Annotated in this window: 17 protein-coding genes; 15 read left to right on the plus strand and 2 right to left on the minus strand. The window is 40.6% G+C overall.

The features are described from left to right. Window positions 1–80: 80 nt before the first annotated feature. Complete coding sequence (locus tag ACR42H_RS09080) at window positions 81–1,295, minus strand: nucleotidyltransferase (protein WP_436375654.1); 1,215 nt, start codon at window positions 1,293–1,295, stop codon at window positions 81–83. 202 nt (window positions 1,296–1,497) lie between these two features. On the opposite strand from ACR42H_RS09080, the gene ACR42H_RS09085 reads away from it, so the two are divergent. The 4 genes from ACR42H_RS09085 to ACR42H_RS09100 all read left to right on the plus strand — a co-directional run bounded on the left by ACR42H_RS09085 (window position 1,498) and on the right by ACR42H_RS09100 (window position 3,981). Further along, on the plus strand, window positions 1,498–2,022 hold the full coding sequence (locus ACR42H_RS09085; RefSeq protein WP_206836095.1) for a YceD family protein: 525 nt from the start codon (window positions 1,498–1,500) through the stop codon (window positions 2,020–2,022). Between the two features lie 118 nt (window positions 2,023–2,140). Continuing rightward, entirely contained in the window at window positions 2,141–2,314 is a 174-nt protein-coding gene (gene rpmF, locus ACR42H_RS09090; RefSeq protein ID WP_009791160.1) for a 50S ribosomal protein L32, read from the plus strand. Window positions 2,315–2,454: 140 nt separating this feature from the next. After that, window positions 2,455–3,213: an enoyl-CoA hydratase/isomerase family protein gene (locus tag ACR42H_RS09095; protein WP_436375659.1), complete on the plus strand. Its 759-nt coding sequence runs from the start codon at window positions 2,455–2,457 to the stop codon at window positions 3,211–3,213. Between the two features lie 135 nt (window positions 3,214–3,348). Beyond that, window positions 3,349–3,981, plus strand: a complete 633-nt coding sequence (locus tag ACR42H_RS09100) for an RsfA family transcriptional regulator (protein WP_436375661.1) — start codon at window positions 3,349–3,351, stop codon at window positions 3,979–3,981. 83 nt (window positions 3,982–4,064) lie between these two features. Here ACR42H_RS09100 and ACR42H_RS09105 read toward each other — a convergent pair whose 3' ends face one another. After that, the gene (locus ACR42H_RS09105) at window positions 4,065–4,538 is read right to left on the minus strand and encodes an N-acetyltransferase (protein WP_436375663.1); all 474 of its coding nucleotides are present in this window, start codon (window positions 4,536–4,538) and stop codon (window positions 4,065–4,067) included. 263 nt (window positions 4,539–4,801) lie between these two features. Between ACR42H_RS09105 and ACR42H_RS09110 the strand changes: the two genes are divergently transcribed. The 11 genes from ACR42H_RS09110 to ACR42H_RS09160 all read left to right on the plus strand — a co-directional run bounded on the left by ACR42H_RS09110 (window position 4,802) and on the right by ACR42H_RS09160 (window position 17,706). Continuing rightward, window positions 4,802–6,145: an acetyl-CoA carboxylase biotin carboxylase subunit gene (locus ACR42H_RS09110; RefSeq protein WP_436375665.1), complete on the plus strand. Its 1,344-nt coding sequence runs from the start codon at window positions 4,802–4,804 to the stop codon at window positions 6,143–6,145. 15 nt (window positions 6,146–6,160) lie between these two features. Continuing rightward, complete coding sequence (locus ACR42H_RS09115) at window positions 6,161–6,373, plus strand: biotin/lipoyl-binding carrier protein (RefSeq protein ID WP_113881849.1); 213 nt, start codon at window positions 6,161–6,163, stop codon at window positions 6,371–6,373. Window positions 6,374–6,486: 113 nt separating this feature from the next. Further along, window positions 6,487–8,028: an acyl-CoA carboxylase subunit beta gene (locus ACR42H_RS09120; RefSeq protein ID WP_113881850.1), complete on the plus strand. Its 1,542-nt coding sequence runs from the start codon at window positions 6,487–6,489 to the stop codon at window positions 8,026–8,028. Between the two features lie 187 nt (window positions 8,029–8,215). Further along, window positions 8,216–9,100: a 2-dehydropantoate 2-reductase gene (locus ACR42H_RS09125; protein ID WP_113882142.1), complete on the plus strand. Its 885-nt coding sequence runs from the start codon at window positions 8,216–8,218 to the stop codon at window positions 9,098–9,100. A 24-nt stretch (window positions 9,101–9,124) separates the two neighbouring features. Further along, complete coding sequence (locus tag ACR42H_RS09130; protein ID WP_309472961.1) at window positions 9,125–9,511, plus strand: DUF3397 domain-containing protein; 387 nt, start codon at window positions 9,125–9,127, stop codon at window positions 9,509–9,511. A 144-nt stretch (window positions 9,512–9,655) separates the two neighbouring features. Further along, the gene (bshC, locus tag ACR42H_RS09135) at window positions 9,656–11,290 is read left to right on the plus strand and encodes a bacillithiol biosynthesis cysteine-adding enzyme BshC (RefSeq protein ID WP_436375668.1); all 1,635 of its coding nucleotides are present in this window, start codon (window positions 9,656–9,658) and stop codon (window positions 11,288–11,290) included. Window positions 11,291–11,568: 278 nt separating this feature from the next. Further along, complete coding sequence (gene mraZ / locus ACR42H_RS09140; RefSeq protein WP_009330903.1) at window positions 11,569–12,000, plus strand: division/cell wall cluster transcriptional repressor MraZ; 432 nt, start codon at window positions 11,569–11,571, stop codon at window positions 11,998–12,000. 111 nt (window positions 12,001–12,111) lie between these two features. Then, entirely contained in the window at window positions 12,112–13,044 is a 933-nt protein-coding gene (rsmH, locus tag ACR42H_RS09145) for a 16S rRNA (cytosine(1402)-N(4))-methyltransferase RsmH (RefSeq protein WP_436376889.1), read from the plus strand. 54 nt (window positions 13,045–13,098) lie between these two features. Next, a complete protein-coding gene (gene ftsL / locus ACR42H_RS09150) occupies window positions 13,099–13,461 on the plus strand; it encodes a cell division protein FtsL (RefSeq protein WP_113881854.1) in 363 nt (120 codons plus the stop codon). Further along, window positions 13,461–15,692, plus strand: coding sequence for a penicillin-binding protein (locus ACR42H_RS09155; RefSeq protein WP_436375671.1), 2,232 nt, complete (start codon window positions 13,461–13,463; stop codon window positions 15,690–15,692). Before ftsL ends, ACR42H_RS09155 begins: the two co-directional genes overlap by 1 nt. A 97-nt stretch (window positions 15,693–15,789) precedes the next feature. Further along, a complete protein-coding gene (locus ACR42H_RS09160; RefSeq protein ID WP_113881856.1) occupies window positions 15,790–17,706 on the plus strand; it encodes a stage V sporulation protein D in 1,917 nt (638 codons plus the stop codon). The last annotated feature ends 209 nt before the right edge of the window (window positions 17,707–17,915 follow it).

The following is a 17,915-nucleotide window of genomic DNA, read 5'->3' on the forward strand; positions in this document are numbered from 1 at the left end:
AATGCCGCTGGCTTTTCTTTATTATCTGCATTATCTGCTGGTGAACTGCAGTTATCAGTTCATAAAATTAAGGAAATGATTTAATCAACCATAATAGGAGGCTGATTAAATTCCTTTTGCATTAGAGTTCGGTCCCGGGCACCATCTATACCCATTGCATATACCCGGGAAGCTTTAATATCCAGCTGCAGCTGATGTGCAGCATGTGAAGAAATTCTTGAAATCAGCGGCAGTTTTAAATCGGATTTATGGCTGTTTAAATACTTCCTGCCGTTCTTGGACATCCCCAGAAGATGAAGATATTCCGCTTTTAATGGTTTGTTGGGCATCTCTATTTTTTCTGTATTCGTAAGGATATGCACACAAGCCCGCTGAAGTCTTGTCCAGGTGTACCTCTTAGTTTTAATCTTCTCCATAAACTGCTGAAAACTTTCTGCCTGGAGTGCTGCTGATAAAAATCTATGCTCCAGCCCTTCTTCCATTTCATAAATGTCCCGTAACTTTTCTGGCTGAAGATGAACAAGACGGAATTTTAAGAAGGGCCAATATTGTTCCCATTGGTGAAATCCGCCAAACTCTTTTTTATATTGGAGTAAACCTTGATATGTAGATTCCGGAACATATTGCCGAATGCATTCAATCTCTCCATTCTTGGAAAAAAGTGCTTTTCTGATGCTTGTTGCACTTGCTATGGAATCAGAAGCAAATTGTTCGTCATGGTATCCTGCGCTTTTTCTTTCAACTGTAAAAAGTTCCATGGATGAAAATTGCCTTCGGGCTGACTTTAAATACTGAAAGCCAAGAATATTATTAGGTTTTGAAAGGTCAACCAATTCACCTTCAGGGTTCAGATCGAGGAATGCCATGGATGTTGCCTTGGGATAGCTGAAGCCAGCATCCAAATGCACTCTGACCCTTTCTTGATAGGCAGCATTATGTTCCTCCAGAAAAGATAAAGTTTGGTGAAAGCTTTGCATACTGCCGGATTCGCTTCCGAAGCAAAGGCTGCTGCAGCCGGCTGCTTCCAGAATGGATACAGCTCCGCTTGCAAAAATATCTGCCTGCTGAACTGCAAACTGGTAAGGAAGTTCAAATACAATATCTGCACCAGCTCTTAATGCCATTTCAGCACGTTTCCATTTGGAAACTAATGCAGGTTCCCCCCTCTGCAGAAAGTTGCCGCTCATGACAGCAATAATGGTTTCTGCACCTGAGATTTTTTTTGCCTGCTCCAAATGAAAGGCATGGCCGTTATGAAAAGGATTATATTCTACAATTACACCTGTTGCATTCATATTGACATACTCCTCGAAAAGGTTTAAAAAGATATGTAATGGAAAAAGTATTAAGAAACAAAATCTTTAAGTCATGCAAAAACTTTTTTACTGAAGAAGCCTTCAACAGTATGATATTAGCTACATTATAGTGTAAAGAAAAAATATTGACAAATAATTATAGGAAGGCTATAATTACCTTTGTTGCCTTGGGGTGATTCGTATGAAATGGACTTTAAGTCAGTTACAAAAATATCGAAGCAAGGATTTTCCCATTGATGAAACGGTCAATGTTGATGAGGTCATGAAATTGAATCCGGAAATACGCGGTGCATCACCAATGCATGTGACGGGCCGTGCGGATATCGATTCTGCCAAAGTGACTTTTCATTTAAATATAAAGGGTCATTTAATATTGCCTTGTTCTCGTACTTTAGTTGACGTAAATTATCCAATTAATGTTGAAACAACTGAAACTTTCCTTTTAAAAGGTCTTGATTATGAGACTGAAGAGGAGGTTCACCAGGTAAAAGGGGATGTGATTGATTTAAATCCGATCCTTCATGAGATCCTTTTACTCGAAGTCCCAATGCAAGTTTTCTGCGAAGACAGCAGTGAAGAAGGAGCTCCTCAATCCGGTAAGGATTGGGAGGTCATTCAGGAGCAGGATAAACAGGATAAAGTAGATCCTCGTCTTGCCGGACTTGCTCAATTTTTTGATCAGAATGATCCTTCTTCCGATTCATAACGGAAGAAAAACAAGAAGCACTTGAAGACACCAGCTTGCTCTGGCCTTCATAACTTTCTTAATGGGTGTGTCCAATTCCTATGGACATCCTCTAATACTCTTTAAGGAGGTGGGAAGAATGGCTGTACCTTTTAGAAGAACATCTAAAACTGCGAAGAGAAAACGTCGTACCCATTTTAAATTACAGGTTCCTGGTATGGTAGAATGCCCAAACTGTGGTGAAATGAAACTTGCTCACCGCGTTTGCAAAGCTTGCGGAACTTACAAAGGAAAAGAAGTAGTAAACGACTAATCCTTTAGATATAAAGCACAAGAACTTAGTTCTTGTGCTTTTGTCGTTTTTAGGCAGTGATTTGCCTCATCAATTAGTACAAGTCTATGTATATTTTTGCTAACATTATAAATAGTTTAACCAATTACAAGGAGGCAGCCATGAACCCTTACATAATTGAGGAATTCGAGAATGGACTTTTAGTATTTAAGATTAACAGGCCCGAAAAAAGGAATGCCATAAGCTATGAAGTTATGGATGGCCTGGAGATCGCACTTCATAAGGCAGGTGAGAAATCAGTTAAGGCACTTGCGATTACAGGTGAGGGAAACCAGGCTTTTTGCTCAGGAGGTGATCTATCTTCCTTTCACAGCTTAAAGACAGAAGATGAGGCTTTTGGAATGCTAAGCAGAATGGCTGGTCTTTTAAAAGAAATACTATTCTTGCCAAAACCAACTATTGCTATATTGAATGGAGCAGCTGTCGGCGGCGGCTGTGAGTTGGCTGCTGCATGTGATTACCGGATTGCCAATGCAGGAATTAAAGCCGGTTTTATCCAGGGAACTTTAGCCATAACAACCGGCTGGGGCGGCGGTTCCATCATTATGGAAAAGATGCTTCCTGCCAATGCCATGAGAATGCTGATGGAGGCAAAATTATATTCTGATGAAGAATTAAAAGAATTAGGTTTCATACATTCTGTCTTTGAAGGGGATCCAATCGAAGGGTGCAAGAGCTTTCTGGAAAGAATGCTCATGCTTGAGAGTGAGGTTTTGGAAGCTTATAAAAGCCTTCTTGTAAAAAAGTGGGCTGCAGCTGGCTTAGAAGAGAGAATTGATCAAGAAGTGCGTCGCTGTTCGGTTTTATGGGAGGGAGAAGCGCACCATAATAAAGTTGACAGTTTCCTGAATAATCCTTAAGCATATCCTTCCGATATAGGCAAAAAACCATTAATTACCTGGGGATGAATAAAGTTACACTTTATAATATGATATCAGTCTATCTTTTCTAGCATTGGCATATGTATAAAGAAAAACACTAGGAGGGATACACTGATGTCTTCAACCCGTCAGGATGCTTGGTCTCAAGATGAAGATTTACTGCTTGCAGAAGTCGTGCTCCGTCATATACGTGAAGGAGGAACTCAGCTTCAGGCATTTGAAGAAGTTGGCAAACAGTTAAGCAGAACCGCGGCTGCCTGCGGATTTCGCTGGAATTCCTATGTAAGAAAACAATATAAATCAGGAATTGAACTGGCAAAAAAACAAAGAAAAGAAATGAAGAAAAGCCCGCAGGCTGCGGAAATGGAACAAGAGCTTCCTGCTGTTCGAGAGGAAAAGGCGGAAAAAGGAAATGAAAAGTCAGTTCAGTCAATAAAAAGGATTATCGAGTTTGATGAATTAGCCTCTTTCCTGAAAGAGTTATATGAAAAAGCTCAGAAGCCTGCTGCCTCAGAAGATCCTTATCCTAAAAAACGCATTCAGGAGCTTGAGAAGCAAATGTACTACCTGGCAGCGGAAAATGAAAAATTAATTAAAGAATTGAATACAATGGAGCAGGATTACAAAGCACTGGTAGAAATTATGGAAAGCGCAAGAAAGCTTGTCGGGCTCAAAGACGGCACCCGCCACAAAAACTTGAACTTTACTGTGAATCCCGATATAAAGCCTGAGAAGGTGGAGAAATAGATAAATCGTAAATAAAAATAAATAGAAATAAGCGGACAATATTAGTCCGCTTATTTAATGCTTTAGTTTTAGTAGACAGGAACTTAATGGGATTGTTCTTTAACTCCTGCCGGGAACCAGGCCAGCGGATTCTCTCCCAGATCGCGCTCCATATCATAATGGACAGGTTCGAACCCCATTTTTTCCCAGAAGGCTTTCGATTTTACGCGGGGATTTGTTTTAATAGGAAGTCCAAATCCTTTGGCAAATTCTACAAGTGTCTGGCCATAGCCTTTGTTTTGATAGTCAGGCAGGACTTCAAGCTTCCATAACTCCAAATAATCCTGTGCTGGTTCGAAATATCGGTCGAATCTTGCTTCTATCTGGTAAAGGCTCATGCGTGCTACAAGTTTATCTCCAAAATAAATGCCGTAGAAAGGCGACTCGCTGTCATTTTCAATAATATTAGCTTCAAGGTCTTCAAGCATAGATAGCTCCTGCAGTCCATACTCCTTGAATTTCTTAAACTCTTCCAGCGTTTTATAATTTACTTTTAATTTTTCAACTCTATAGTTCATAAAATCTCCCCCTTAGCCATCGATGTATAGGACTTCTGAAGATGTAACCGCTTTATAATGCCTTCCTAATAGTTGAAAGGTTTTTTCTATGTCTATTATTATATAACAATTAAACAAAAAATTCTGCACATATGAAAAACTTAATATATTTTTAGTTTTTTTATAAAAATTAGAAAGCGTTTACAAAAACAGAAGGAAATAGGCAGAAGATTGTAGAAATATATATTATTGCAGGATTACTACAATGAGAAAGGGGACTGAATGTGCGAAAAGTTCTGATCGCCAACAGGGGAGAAATTGCTTTGAGGATAATAAAAACCTGCCGTGAAATGGAAATTGAGACTGTTGCCATATATTCTGATGCAGACAAAGACCTGCCATTTGTTAAAGAAGCTACATATGCTTTCCGTATTGGTGAACCGCCTGTTAATAAATCTTATTTAAAGTCAGAGGCCATTTTGGAAATTGCAAAGAGGGAGAATGTAGATGGAGTTCATCCAGGATATGGATTTTTATCAGAAAACTCCGTCTTTGCAAGAGCTGTAATTGATGCGGGTATGGCTTTTATTGGGCCAGATCCTGAAACCATTGAATTGATGGGAGATAAAATTGTATCTCGCAATACCATGAAGGAAGCGGGAGTGCCGATTGTCCCAGGAAGCGGGGAGGGAACATCCACAATTGAGGAAGCATGCAGGCTTGCAGATTCTATGGGCTATCCAGTCATGCTGAAGGCCAGTGGAGGAGGCGGAGGTATTGGAATGGTGCGCTGTGAAAATGAGCAAGCGCTCGCTAAGTCTTTCGACTCCACAAAAGCCCGTGCAAAAGCCTATTTTGGCTCTGATGAAGTATTTGTCGAAAAATATATAGAAAATGCCAGACATGTCGAAATACAAGTGTTTGGTGACCATCATGGGAATATCGTACATTTATTTGAAAGAGATTGCTCTATTCAGAGGAGACATCAGAAAGTAGTAGAGGAATCACCATCACCTTTCCTTTCAGAGCAAACAAAACAAAAGATGTATGATACGGCTTTGACTGCTGCCAAAGCAGTCAATTATAAAAATGCCGGAACCATTGAATTTATTGTGGATGAGCAGGAGAATTTTTATTTTCTTGAAATGAACACAAGACTTCAGGTTGAACATCCCGTAACCGAACAAGTAACTGGGCTGGATCTTGTAGAATGGCAGCTGCTTGCAGCAAGAGGTGAAAAGCTGCCGCTGCAGCAAAATAGCATTAAGCAGGTTGGCCATTCAATTGAATTTAGGCTGTATGCTGAGGATCCTGTAAGCTTTATGCCTTCTCCAGGCAAATTGTCTAAATTTGAATGGACAGATGCCCCGGGAATACGAGTTGATTATGGATATGCTTCAAATACGGCAGTCAGCCCATTTTATGATCCAATGATTGCAAAATGCATAATATTTGGCCAATCAAGGGATGAAGCGATAGAAAATGCCTTGCAATTCTTTGATGGACTGGGGATTGAAGGCATTAAAACCAATGCACCATTATTTAAAGGAATATTAAAAGACGAAGATTTCCGTAAAGGAAATTATTCTACATCATTTCTAGCGCAGAAGGCTTTTGCTGTTAACTAAAAGGAGGAAAATACAATGAAAGAAATTACATCATCAATGGCAGGTACTGTATTAAATGTTTTGGTCGAAGCGGGTCAGGAGGTTAATGCAGGCCAGGAAGTATTAATGCTTGAATCCATGAAAATGGAAATTCCGGTTGAAAGCGAAGCTGCTGGAAAAGTAGCTGATGTGAAGGTAAGCATAGGAGATTTTGTTAACGAAGGCGATGTGCTAATCGTATTCGAATAAGAAGGCTGAGACACGGATATCCAATGACAGGGGGCTGATGCTGAGCCCCTTATGCTCCGTGCAGCAATAATCAAGTTTAACGAGCGAAAAATTCATATTTTAGGAGGATGGGAATGACCACTGCAAAGACATTAACTGAGACGCTGCAGGAAAGAAGCAGGGTGATAGAAGCTGGCGGACATCCAAAATATCATGAAAAGAATGAAGCCCAAAATAAGCTCTTTGTCAGAAGACGGCTTGAACTCCTGTTTGATGACGGATTCTATGAGGAAGATGGCAAGTTTGCGAACTGCCAGGAAAGTGATCTTCCGGCAGACGGGGTTGTTACAGCAGTTGGAAGGATAAATGGCCAGACCGTTTGCGCAATGGCTAATGATTCAACAGTAAAAGCAGGTTCCTGGGGTGCGAGGACGGTTGAAAAGATTATCCGTATACAGGAAACGGCAGAGAAGTTAAAAGTTCCGATCCTTTATCTGGTTGACTCTGCCGGTGCCCGTATTACGGATCAGCTTGAAATGTTCCCGAATAGACGCGGAGCAGGGAGAATTTTTTATAACCAGGTAAAACTTTCAGGTATGGTACCGCAGATATGTCTGCTTTTTGGACCTTCTGCTGCTGGCGGAGCTTATATACCTGCGTTTTGTGATATTGTTATTATGGTAGATCAAAATGCATCTATGTATCTGGGTTCGCCAAGAATGGCAGAAAAGGTTATTGGGGAAAAGGTTACCCTTGAAGAAATGGGCGGCGCCCGCATGCATTGTTCTGTCAGCGGCTGTGGTGATTTGCTTGCATATAGTGAGGAAGAGGCTATTGAATCAGCAAGAAAATACTTGGCGTACTTTCCTGCAAGCTTTAAAGAAAAACCAGTGAAGCTCGAGGCGGTAATGCCCAAATCCGGCCGCAGCCTTGAAGAAATTATCCCTAAAAATCAAAATGCCCCATTTGATATGTATGAGTGTATTGATTCCTTAATTGATGAAGGCAGCTTTTTTGAAATAAAGAAACTTTTTGCCGGGGAACTCATTACGGGACTTGCACGGATTGGGGGGAGGCCTTTAGGGATTATTGCCAACCAGCCAAAGGTTAAAGGCGGGGTTTTATTTGTGGATTCTGCTGATAAAGCAGCGAAATTTATTCAGCTTTGTGATGCTTTCCATATTCCGCTATTGTTCCTTGCAGATGTCCCTGGATTTATGATTGGGACTAAGGTGGAACGAGCGGGGATTATCCGACATGGTGCAAAGCTTATTGCTGCGATGAGTTCTGCAACAGTGCCGAAAATTTCAGTTGTCGTCAGAAAAGCATATGGAGCCGGGTTATATGCAATGGCTGGGCCAGCGTTTGAACCTGATTGCTGCATAGCCCTGCCTACAGCACAAATCGCAGTTATGGGTCCTGAAGCAGCAGTAAATGCGGTTTATTCCAATAAAATCAATGCGATTGAAGATCCGAAAGAAAAGATAAAATATGTACAGGAAAAACAGCAGGAATATAAAGAAACAATTGATATCTATAAACTTGCCTCTGAATTAATTGTTGACGAAATTGTTGCACCTTCAGAATTAAGAAATGTTTTAATTAACCGTTTTAATCTGTATGAGACAAAAGAAGTGACATTCAGCATCCGCAAACATCCGGTTTATCCAGTTTAATACTTTATCCTTTTAAAAATCCCTTTTTCGATTTTCGAAAAAGGGATTTTTTTAAAGGATTTAGCTGATGAAAAATGGAATTAAGAAAATAAATATTGAAATTATTGATTAAAACATTCCTTTTTACCCATGAATTTATCTTATTTTGTTAAAATATGCTTAAAAAGTAAAAATGGTGGAGTCTGTTATGAAAATAGCTATTATTGGAGGAGGCGCCATTGGCCTTCTGTTTGCCCATTATTTAAATGAAAATCATGAAGTGCGTGTTTATATTAGAAACAGTACTCAATTGCAAAAGCTGCGCATAAAAGGACTTACAATCGAGAGAAAAGGCATTCGCAGAAATGCCCCTGTCAAGGCATTCCATTTCAAGGAATGGAAAGGGGAAGAGGATTTAACAATCATTGCGGTTAAGCAATACAGCATTCCTGATGTTGTAAAGGACTTATCGGAAATGAATACAAGCCAGAGTGGCTCATTTTTGTTTTTGCAAAATGGCATGGGGCATTTGAAATGGGCTGAAATGCTTGAAGCGGAAAATGTTTATGTGGGCAGTGTCGAGCATGGTGCTTTAAAGTCAGAGCCTGACACAGTGCTGCATACTGGGATCGGGGTCACCAAAGTGGCTGCTTTAAAGGGAGATGTGGAATCTTTATCGAAAATATCCGAATCGGTATCTTGTTATTTTCCTTTTAAATTTGCCGAGAATCACATAGAAATGCTAATAGAAAAATTAATCGTAAACTGTGTTATAAATCCGCTTACAGCAGTTCTCCGTGTGAGAAATGGTGAACTCTTAACAAATAAATATTATTATCAGCTATTTTTGAGGTTGTTTGACGAGGTAAGTGCCATATTAGGTATTTCTGATAAAGCAGGTTCATTAACCCATGTAAAAAGTGTCTGTGAGGAAACGGGTATGAACAGATCTTCAATGCTTAAGGATATCGAAGAAGGCAGAGAAACAGAGATAGATGCTATTTTAGGATATATCCTTGAGGAAGCTGAAAGGAAGAAGATGTCTGCTCCATATTCTGAAAGTCTTTATTGTCAGATCAAAGGCAGGGAATAAAAAGGGGGAAATGAGTTGAATACTGTGTTCTCAAGCCTAATTGCAACATTGGTGACCATACCGCTGCTCGGATATCTGGCTGTTTTTATTATCAGCAAACAAATCACTAAAAAACACAAAAGATCTGTACATATTGCCCTGGATGTCAGCACATTATTATTTATTCTGGCGGTTCACTATTTAATTATCGTCATCTGGGATAAATCCTATTTATGGATGATAGTGCTATCCCTGCTGATTACAGCGGTCACTTTTATTATCATGCATTGGAGAATTAAGCAGGAAATCAATCTCCGTGCTTTATTCAAAGGGTTCTGGAGATTCAATTTCTTACTCTATTTCACCGCTTATATAGTTCTGATGTTAATTGGACTTGTTCAAAGGGTAACTTCTGTTGTCTTCATTCCATAGTAAAGCAGGTCAGAGAACATAATTATTTTACATTTAGAATTAAAGCATTTAGGTAAGCAAAGTTTTTTTCTTTTCATTTAAGACAATGCTATACTCATAAGATGAAAATTAAAATTGATCAGCTATGAGAAAGGAAGTTCATTAATGGAGATTCTTAATCTCTCATTGCCGGCAACAAACCGGTTTGCAACAGATTATATTGCACAAACAGAAGAAATTATGCAGTTTTTTCACTATCGTTATAATTCCGACTCTGATTATAAAGCACGGTTAGCTGAACTGAAGGGCCGGTCGTTTTTGAGAAATGAACTTTCTGAATATATTGGAGAGTTTATGGGTCAATTTCCTTCTTCCCCGGCTGTTCATGACTCGCTAAATAAGCTGAAGCAAGAAAATAGTGCAGTGATTATCGGAGGGCAGCAGGCAGGGATTTTGACAGGACCCCTTTACACTATACATAAAATTATCTCAATCATAAATCTAGCAAAGCAGCAGGAAAGTAAGCTGGGAATCCCTGTTGTTCCGGTATTCTGGATTGCGGGGGAGGACCACGACTATCAGGAAGTAAATCATATTTTCATCGAGAAGAATAATAAAATGGAAAAAATGACTTATCCTGAAAAAGTTTTAGAGAAGAAGATGGTTTCAAATATCCCTTTAAACCGTGAAAAGTGCAGGGCGTGGGTGGAAGACATCATTGAGACTTTCGGAGAGACGGAACATACAAAAGAACTTCTTCTGAGTTTAGAAGGAATTATTATGCATTCTCAAACCTATGTGGAGCTCTTTGCCGGTATTATTATGCATTTATTTAAAGAAACAGGGCTTCTTCTGGTTGATTCCGGTGACCAAAAGCTTCGCAGACTTGAAAGCAGCATTTTTAGCAAACAGATCAAAGGCTTTGAAGATATCACAAAACGTGTGAAAAGCCAGCAGCAAAACCTGGAGAATGCCGGGTTTCCAAATGCCATTGACTTAAGTGAAAATGCTGCAAACCTATTTTATTATGACGAAAAGCATAAAGAAAGAATACTTTTGGAGTTCAATCAGGAGAAAAAGGTATTTACGGGTAAGGAACAAACTCACGAGTTCTCAATGAATGAGCTTCTGGAGATTTCAGAAAATCATCCCGAACGACTAAGCAATAATGTGGTGACGAGGCCCATCACACAGGAATGCCTGTTTCCAGTTCTTTCCTTTATAGCCGGTCCTGGCGAAATTGCCTATTGGGCTGAACTAAAAATGGCATTTGAATGGTTTGGAATGAAAATGCCTCCTATTATGCCCCGTTTAAATATCACTATCTTAGAACGTTCTGTTGAAAGTGATTTGAGGGAATTAGGACTTGATTTGCAGGGCGTGCTTGTATCTGGCACGAAAGCAGAGAAAGATAAGTTTCTGAAGAGTATTAAAAATGAAAGCATAGAAGCCCAATTCCAAAAAACAAAAGCTCAAGTAAAACAAAACTATGATCTAATCGAAGAACTTACAATGAAAGAGGTTCACGCCCTTCTTCCTATGTTAAAGAAAAATGAAGATCTTTTAATAAGGCAGATAGATTTCATGGAGAATAAAATCCAGAAATCCATACAGCAAAAACATGAAGTAATCATTATGAAATTTGAAAAAGCTGAAAACTCACTGAGGCCGGGTGGAGTTCCTCAGGAGAGAGTATGGAATGTTCTCTATTACCTTAATAAATATGGGATGACTTTCCTTGAAGAATTTATTGATTACTCCTTTTGTTTTAATGGGACACACAAAGTCATAAAAATTTAATATTCGCCATTATTCTTCGGACCTTTTCCATGCGGATGAGGTCCTTTTTTTTGAAGAAAAAGGATGAGATCCCTTTATATCCTGACTATTTCCCATCATGAAAATCTAAGAAAAGCATAGTAAAGAATTTAAAGAAAATGTAATAAAAAGACGAACGGAAAATGGGGGAATACCTTATGGGAAGCAGGATTTTATATGAAGTGGTAGAATAATTAAAAACATGTGGAGGAAAGTGGGGGATTGTGGTACATTTGAGTTAGAAAGTGGGTGCAGTGGGTATGTTCATGGGTGAGTTCCATCACAACGTTGATAATAAAGGCCGTCTCATCGTGCCATCCAAGTTTCGTGATAACTTGGGGGAAACATTTGTTTTGACACGCGGACTTGATCAATGTTTGTTTGGCTACCCCATGGATGAGTGGAGGCAGCTTGAAGAAAAATTAAAGGGCCTTCCGCTTACCAAAAAAGATGCCCGTGCATTTACCCGTTTTTTCTTTTCAGGTGCAACTGAATGTGAAATTGACAAACAAGGAAGAATAAATATTGCTTCCCCTCTTCTGCAATATGCAAAATTGGAAAAAGAATGTGTAGTGCTGGGCGTTTCCAATCGGATCGAGATATGGAGCAAAAATCTTTGGGAAGATTATTTTGCAGAATCAGAGGAATCTTTTGCTGATATTGCGGAAAACATGATTGGGTTTGATATATAATGGGAATGTTTTAGTAATATAATTTCCCATAATGCAAAGATATTTGTTTAGCTCCAGATGCCATTAATGCATCTCGTGCTTCTCGGATTGGAAAGGTGGATTCATACAACAATGTTTGAACATACAACAGTGCTATTAAAAGAAACAGTAGAAGGTTTAAATATCCATCCTGATGGAGTGTATGTGGATTGTACGCTGGGCGGCGCAGGCCACAGTGAATTAATTCTTTCCCAGCTGTCTGAAAAAGGAAAGCTGTACGCATTTGACCAGGATGACACAGCGATTGCTCACGCAATAGAAAAACTGGCTGAATATGGTGACAGAATTACGATCATCAAAAGTAATTTCAAGTATCTTCAGGAAGAACTTGCAAACCTGGGTGTGTCAAAAGTAGATGGTGTTCTATATGACCTTGGCGTTTCATCACCTCAATTGGATACACCTGAAAGAGGCTTCAGCTATCATAATGATGCCCCGCTTGATATGAGAATGGATACAGGCGCTGACATTTCCGCTTATGACGTAGTAAACAGCTGGGAATATGGAGAACTTGTGAAAATCTTCTTCAGATACGGAGAAGAGAAATTCTCGAAGCAAATTGCGAGGAAGATTGAAGCGGCCAGGGAAGTTTCCCCGATAGAAACAACAGGCCAGCTGGTTGAGCTGATTAAAGAGGCAATACCCGCTCCTGCCAGACGAAAAGGCGGGCATCCCGCCAAACGTGTATTTCAGGCCATTAGAATAGCTGTTAATGATGAACTTGGTGTATTTGAGGACTCTCTGCACCAGGCTATTGACATATTAAATCCCAATGGAAGAATCAGCGTGATCACGTTTCATTCACTGGAGGATCGGATTTGTAAAGCGGCCTTTAAAAAAGCCAGTGAAACACCAAATCTGCCTCACGGCCTCCCGATTATTCCAGATGAATATAAACCAATCTTAAAGCTCATTAACAGAAAGCCGATTCTGCCTTCAGAAGAAGAGCTGGAACACAATAACCGTGCAAGGTCCGCTAAACTGCGAATAGCAGAGAAGCTTTAAGCGATTACGAATACTCAAGCAGAGAATAAATAAAAAATTTACAGGAGGGGAATTATGAGCAATTTAGCCCGGAAAATTCAAGAGGAAAAACAATTTGATGTCCAAACCCAACCCGTCCAGGCTCCCAAGAAATTATCAAAAAAGTCATGGCTTTCCCCCGGGGAAAAAATACTGGGACTTGCTTTCACTGGCATTATTTGTTTTGGTGCAGTACAAATGGTTTCAAACCAGGCAGCCATTTATGAAGTGAATAAAGAAATTCAGCAAACAGAAGAAGCAATCCAAACGCAGAATAAAGTGAATACAGATCTCGAAATGCAAGTGGGCGAATTAAGTACATACGAACGCATTAAAGCAAAAGCTGAGGAAATGGGACTTAAATTCAGCGGAAATAATGTCAAGGTAGTGGAAGATTAATGAAGAAACAGCCAAATATCAATTTTGGAGCAGCGATATTATTTTTAATATTCAGCCTGCTCTTTTTTGTATTAATTTTCCGCTTTGTTTCCATTCAGGTCACAGGTGAAGCAGCGGGACATGCACTTGCGGCAAAAGCTCAGCAAAAATATGAACGTGAAAAGACAATTCAAGCCAAAAGGGGTACTATTTATGACCGCAATGGTGAAGTCATTGCCGAGGATACCATTTCCTACAAGCTTGTAGCAATCCTTGACAAAAGTATGAAGCCGGATTATGTGAAAGACCCTGAAAAAACAGCAGCGGCGCTTTCAAAAGCAATTGATCTGGAAGAGTCGGAGATATATAGGATCCTAACGAAGAAAACAGAAGATGGGGAGACGCCATTCCAGGTGGAATTTGGTAAAGAGGGGCGCGATCTTCCGTTAAAGACAAAAAGAGAAATAGAAGATATGGAATTGCCGGGAATTACATTCATTACTGATTCCAAACGGTTCTACCCAAATGGGGTCTTTGCCTCACATTTAGTCGGATATGTTGAAAAGAAAAAATCGAAGACGAATAAGACCGATACAGTTGGGATGCTGGGCCTTGAACAGAGTTTGAATGATGTGCTCACAGGAAAAGATGGAAAGTTCAGCTATGAAAGCGATATATGGGGATATCTCCTCCCAAATGGAGATCAAAAAATCCAGCCGGCTCAAAATGGCAAAGATGTGTATTTGACAATCGATAAAAAGATCCAGACTTTCCTTGAAGATTCCATGAATAAAGTAGACGAAGAGTATAAGCCGAAAAAGATGGTTGCTGTAGTCGCGGATGCCAAAACGGGTGAGATTTTGGCAATGGGACAGAGGCCATCCTTTCATCCGAAAACAAAGGAAGGCATTGAAGAGACGTGGCATAATGAAGTGATCGAAAACTCATTTGAGCCCGGCTCCACTATGAAGATCTTTACATTGGCTGCAGCCATTGAGGAGGGAGAATTTGATCCTAATGAATGGTATAAATCAGGAAGTTATAAAGTAACAGAAAATTCACCGGCTATACGAGACCATAACCAGGGACGGGGCTGGGGGTCCATTACTTATCTTGAAGGTGTTCAGCGTTCGTCGAACGTGGCTTTCGCGAAAATAGTTAAAGAGAAGCTTGGATATGAAAAATACAGGGAATATATAACAAAGTTTGGGTTTGAAAATCCAACAGGAATTGACCTGCCGAATGAAACAGGCGGAAAAATCGCTTACGAGTGGCCGCTTGATAAGGTAACTACCGGATTCGGGCAAGGTTCTGCCATTACGCCGATTCAGCAGGTACAGGCAGCTACTGCCATTGCAAATGACGGCAAAATGATGAAGCCTCATGTGATCAGCAGTATTGTTGATGGTGATAAAAATGAAGTCTTAAAGAAAACAAAGCCGGAAGTGAAGGGGAATCCAATCTCAGCAGAAACGGCCAAGAAAACTAGGGATATCCTGGAAACGGTTGTGTCTTCTGAAAAAGGAACGGGCTACAAAAGGTATAATATTGAGGGCTACGAGGTTGCCGGAAAAACGGGGACTGCCCAAATCCCTGACCCAAATGGCGGAGGATATTTAACGGGACATGAAAATTTTATCTTCTCCTTTTTAGGCATGGCGCCAAAAGATGATCCTGAACTGATCATCTATGTTGCGGTCCAGCAGCCGGATATTGACCTGAGCACAAACGGTGCCGAGCCGGTTTCCAAGATTTTTACACCGGTTATGAAAAGCAGTCTTCAATATTTAAATATCGAGCCTGCAAAGGAACTGAAGGCAAACTCTGAACAAACACCTGAAGTGGAAGGGAAAACAGTTGAGGAAGCAAAAGCAGCATTGAAAAAGTCCGGTTTTGAAGCTATTGTACTGGGAAAGGGTAGCAAGGTTGAAAGACAGGTCCCTGGAAATATGTACAACTTGCTGGAAGGAGAACGAGTAATCTTAAAGACGGAAGGCGATCTAACGGTTCCTGATATGAATGGATGGTCGCTGAGGGATGTTATGAAGGTGGCAAAGCTTGCTGACTTAAAGCTGAATACTGTTGGAAGCGGATATGTGGTGAAGCAAAATCTGAAGGCTGGTTCTGCACTCAGGGAAGGTGACTATTTAATCGTCGAACTTGAGCCGCCTGCAGAAAAATATAATGAGGAAAACGCAGAAAACGAAGAATCAGAAGAGCAGCAGGAAGAAGAGGAAGCAGTGCTGGATTAAATTAGAACGTACTGCCGGATGAGCGGCAGTGCGTTCTATTCATTTATGTACAAGCATATATTGGAACGAGCCATAATCTAAGGAGGTTCGTCCGTACATGCGTGTTTCAAATGTAACCGTTCGAAAACGGCTGACTGTAGCGTTGTTTGTTGGTATTCTCGTTTTTTTTATTATTGATTTGCGCCTTGGATATGTTCAATTCTTTCTGGGGAATTTGCTTACAGATGGCGCAAAGGAACTCTGGAGCAGAGACATCCCTTTCGAACCGGAAAGAGGAGAAATCGTCGACCGCAACGGTGTTCCGCTGGCTACGAATGTCAGTGCCCCAACTGTTTATGTTGTACCCAGGCAAATAAAGGATCCAGCCGATGCTGCAGAGAAATTGGCTGCAGTGCTGAATATGTCAAAAGAAAAAGCTTACCAGCTGATTACAAAAAGAGAATCAAGTGTGAAAATCCCTGAAGGCCGAAAAATTTCCCATGAAAAAGCGAAAGAAATCCGTGCATTGGAAATTGAAGGCCTATACATTGGAGAAGATTCAAAACGACATTACCCTTTCGGGAATTACCTCTCGCATGTTTTGGGGTTTTCGGGAATTGATAATCAGGGTCTTATGGGTCTTGAATTATATTATGACGAAGAACTAAAAGGAAAAAAAGGATCTGTTAAGTTTTATGCGAATGCAAAGGGAGAACGGATGAACGATATGGCGGATGACTACAAGCCGCCGGTTGATGGTATGGATTTAAAGCTCACTATCGATTCCAAGATTCAGACAATCGTAGAAAGGGAGCTTGATATTGCTCAGGCTGAGTACAATCCTGATGGAATAATAGCAATTGCCATGAATCCAAATAACGGGGAAGTTCTTGCCATGGCAAGCAGGCCAGATTTCGACCCTGCGAATTTTAGGAATGTACCCCCGGAAATATACAACCGGAACCTGCCAATCTGGAGTACATACGAGCCTGGTTCCACATTCAAAATCATCACTCTGGCCGCTGCGTTAGAAGAGGGCAAGGTAGACTTGGAAAAGGATCATTTCCATGACCCGGGATCTGTTGAAGTTGGCGGTGCCAGACTAAGATGCTGGAAAAAGGGCGGCCATGGCAGCCAGACTTATCTGGAAGTAGTCCAGAATTCCTGTAACCCTGGTTTCGTAGAGCTGGGAGAGCGGTTAGGCAAAGAAAAACTGTTTAAATATATCCGCGACTTCGGGTTCGGAGAAAAGACTGGTATCGACCTGCAGGGCGAAGGGAAAGGGATTCTATTTAATCTCGATCGGGTTGGCCCAGTTGAGCAGGCAACTACTGCGTTTGGACAGGGCGTTTCTGTGACCCCGATTCAGCAGGTAGCAGCCATTTCGGCTGCCGTTAATGGCGGAACATTATATACCCCATATATAGCCAAAGAGCTTATTAATCCGGCTACCGGAGAAATATTGATGAAAAAATCACCGGATGCAAAAAGAAAAGTAATCTCAAAGGAAACATCAGATGAAATCCGACAAGCGCTTGAATCAGTTGTGGCAAAAGGATCAGGAAAAAAGGCCTTTGTAGACGGGTACCGTGTAGGCGGTAAAACCGGGACTGCACAAAAAGCGCAAAACGGCCGATACCTGGAAAATAACCATATTGTATCATTTATAGGGTTCGCACCTGCAGATGATCCCCAGCTTGTTGTTTATGTAGCAGTGGATAATCCAAAAGGAACTATTCAATTCGGCGGTGTAGTTGCTGCTCCGATTGTAGGGGAAATCATGGGGGACAGCTTGCGGGCCATGGGTGTAAAGCCGCGGAAAAATCAAATTGAAAAAGAGCTGACATGGATGGATTCACCAATGATAGAAGTTCCTGATATGGTCGGCCTGACAAAGAAGGACCTGGGTGAGCTGTACCTTAACCTGAAAATTGATGCGAGCGGCAAAGGAAATACAGTGGTCAAGCAAACGCCTCAGCCTGGCATCAAGTTAAAAGAAGGTTCAACGATTCGGCTGTATTTTGACGAGAAATAAGAATAGGACTGAGGGCGGCATCATCCTGCGCCGCCTGAATTTTTTTGTTTGTAAGGAAACCGCAACATACTTTCAGGTTTTGGGTTCTATATATTAAATAGCTAAATAAGCAATTATCATGTACAATATATATCGCCATCATTTAGAATGTTAGTTTGAGAAATTAAAAATGAATATGATCAGAAGCATAAAAAAAGATTAGATTGTTC

Origin of the sequence: Cytobacillus sp. BC1816 (genome assembly GCF_051353635.1) — a bacterium.
GTDB lineage: Bacteria > Bacillota > Bacilli > Bacillales > Cytobacillaceae > Cytobacillus > Cytobacillus oceanisediminis_C.

Coding starts and splice junctions, on each gene's coding strand:
- ACR42H_RS09080 (WP_436375654.1), bottom strand. CDS start 1,295: ATGAATGCAACAGGTGTAATTGTAGAATATAATCCTTTTCATAACGGC.
- ACR42H_RS09085 (WP_206836095.1), top strand. CDS start 1,498: ATGAAATGGACTTTAAGTCAGTTACAAAAATATCGAAGCAAGGATTTT.
- rpmF (WP_009791160.1), top strand. CDS start 2,141: ATGGCTGTACCTTTTAGAAGAACATCTAAAACTGCGAAGAGAAAACGT.
- ACR42H_RS09095 (WP_436375659.1), top strand. CDS start 2,455: ATGAACCCTTACATAATTGAGGAATTCGAGAATGGACTTTTAGTATTT.
- ACR42H_RS09100 (WP_436375661.1), top strand. CDS start 3,349: ATGTCTTCAACCCGTCAGGATGCTTGGTCTCAAGATGAAGATTTACTG.
- ACR42H_RS09105 (WP_436375663.1), bottom strand. CDS start 4,538: ATGAACTATAGAGTTGAAAAATTAAAAGTAAATTATAAAACGCTGGAA.
- ACR42H_RS09115 (WP_113881849.1), top strand. CDS start 6,161: ATGAAAGAAATTACATCATCAATGGCAGGTACTGTATTAAATGTTTTG.
- ACR42H_RS09120 (WP_113881850.1), top strand. CDS start 6,487: ATGACCACTGCAAAGACATTAACTGAGACGCTGCAGGAAAGAAGCAGG.
- ACR42H_RS09125 (WP_113882142.1), top strand. CDS start 8,216: ATGAAAATAGCTATTATTGGAGGAGGCGCCATTGGCCTTCTGTTTGCC.
- bshC (WP_436375668.1), top strand. CDS start 9,656: ATGGAGATTCTTAATCTCTCATTGCCGGCAACAAACCGGTTTGCAACA.
- mraZ (WP_009330903.1), top strand. CDS start 11,569: ATGTTCATGGGTGAGTTCCATCACAACGTTGATAATAAAGGCCGTCTC.
- rsmH (WP_436376889.1), top strand. CDS start 12,112: ATGTTTGAACATACAACAGTGCTATTAAAAGAAACAGTAGAAGGTTTA.
- ftsL (WP_113881854.1), top strand. CDS start 13,099: ATGAGCAATTTAGCCCGGAAAATTCAAGAGGAAAAACAATTTGATGTC.
- ACR42H_RS09155 (WP_436375671.1), top strand. CDS start 13,461: ATGAAGAAACAGCCAAATATCAATTTTGGAGCAGCGATATTATTTTTA.
- ACR42H_RS09160 (WP_113881856.1), top strand. CDS start 15,790: ATGCGTGTTTCAAATGTAACCGTTCGAAAACGGCTGACTGTAGCGTTG.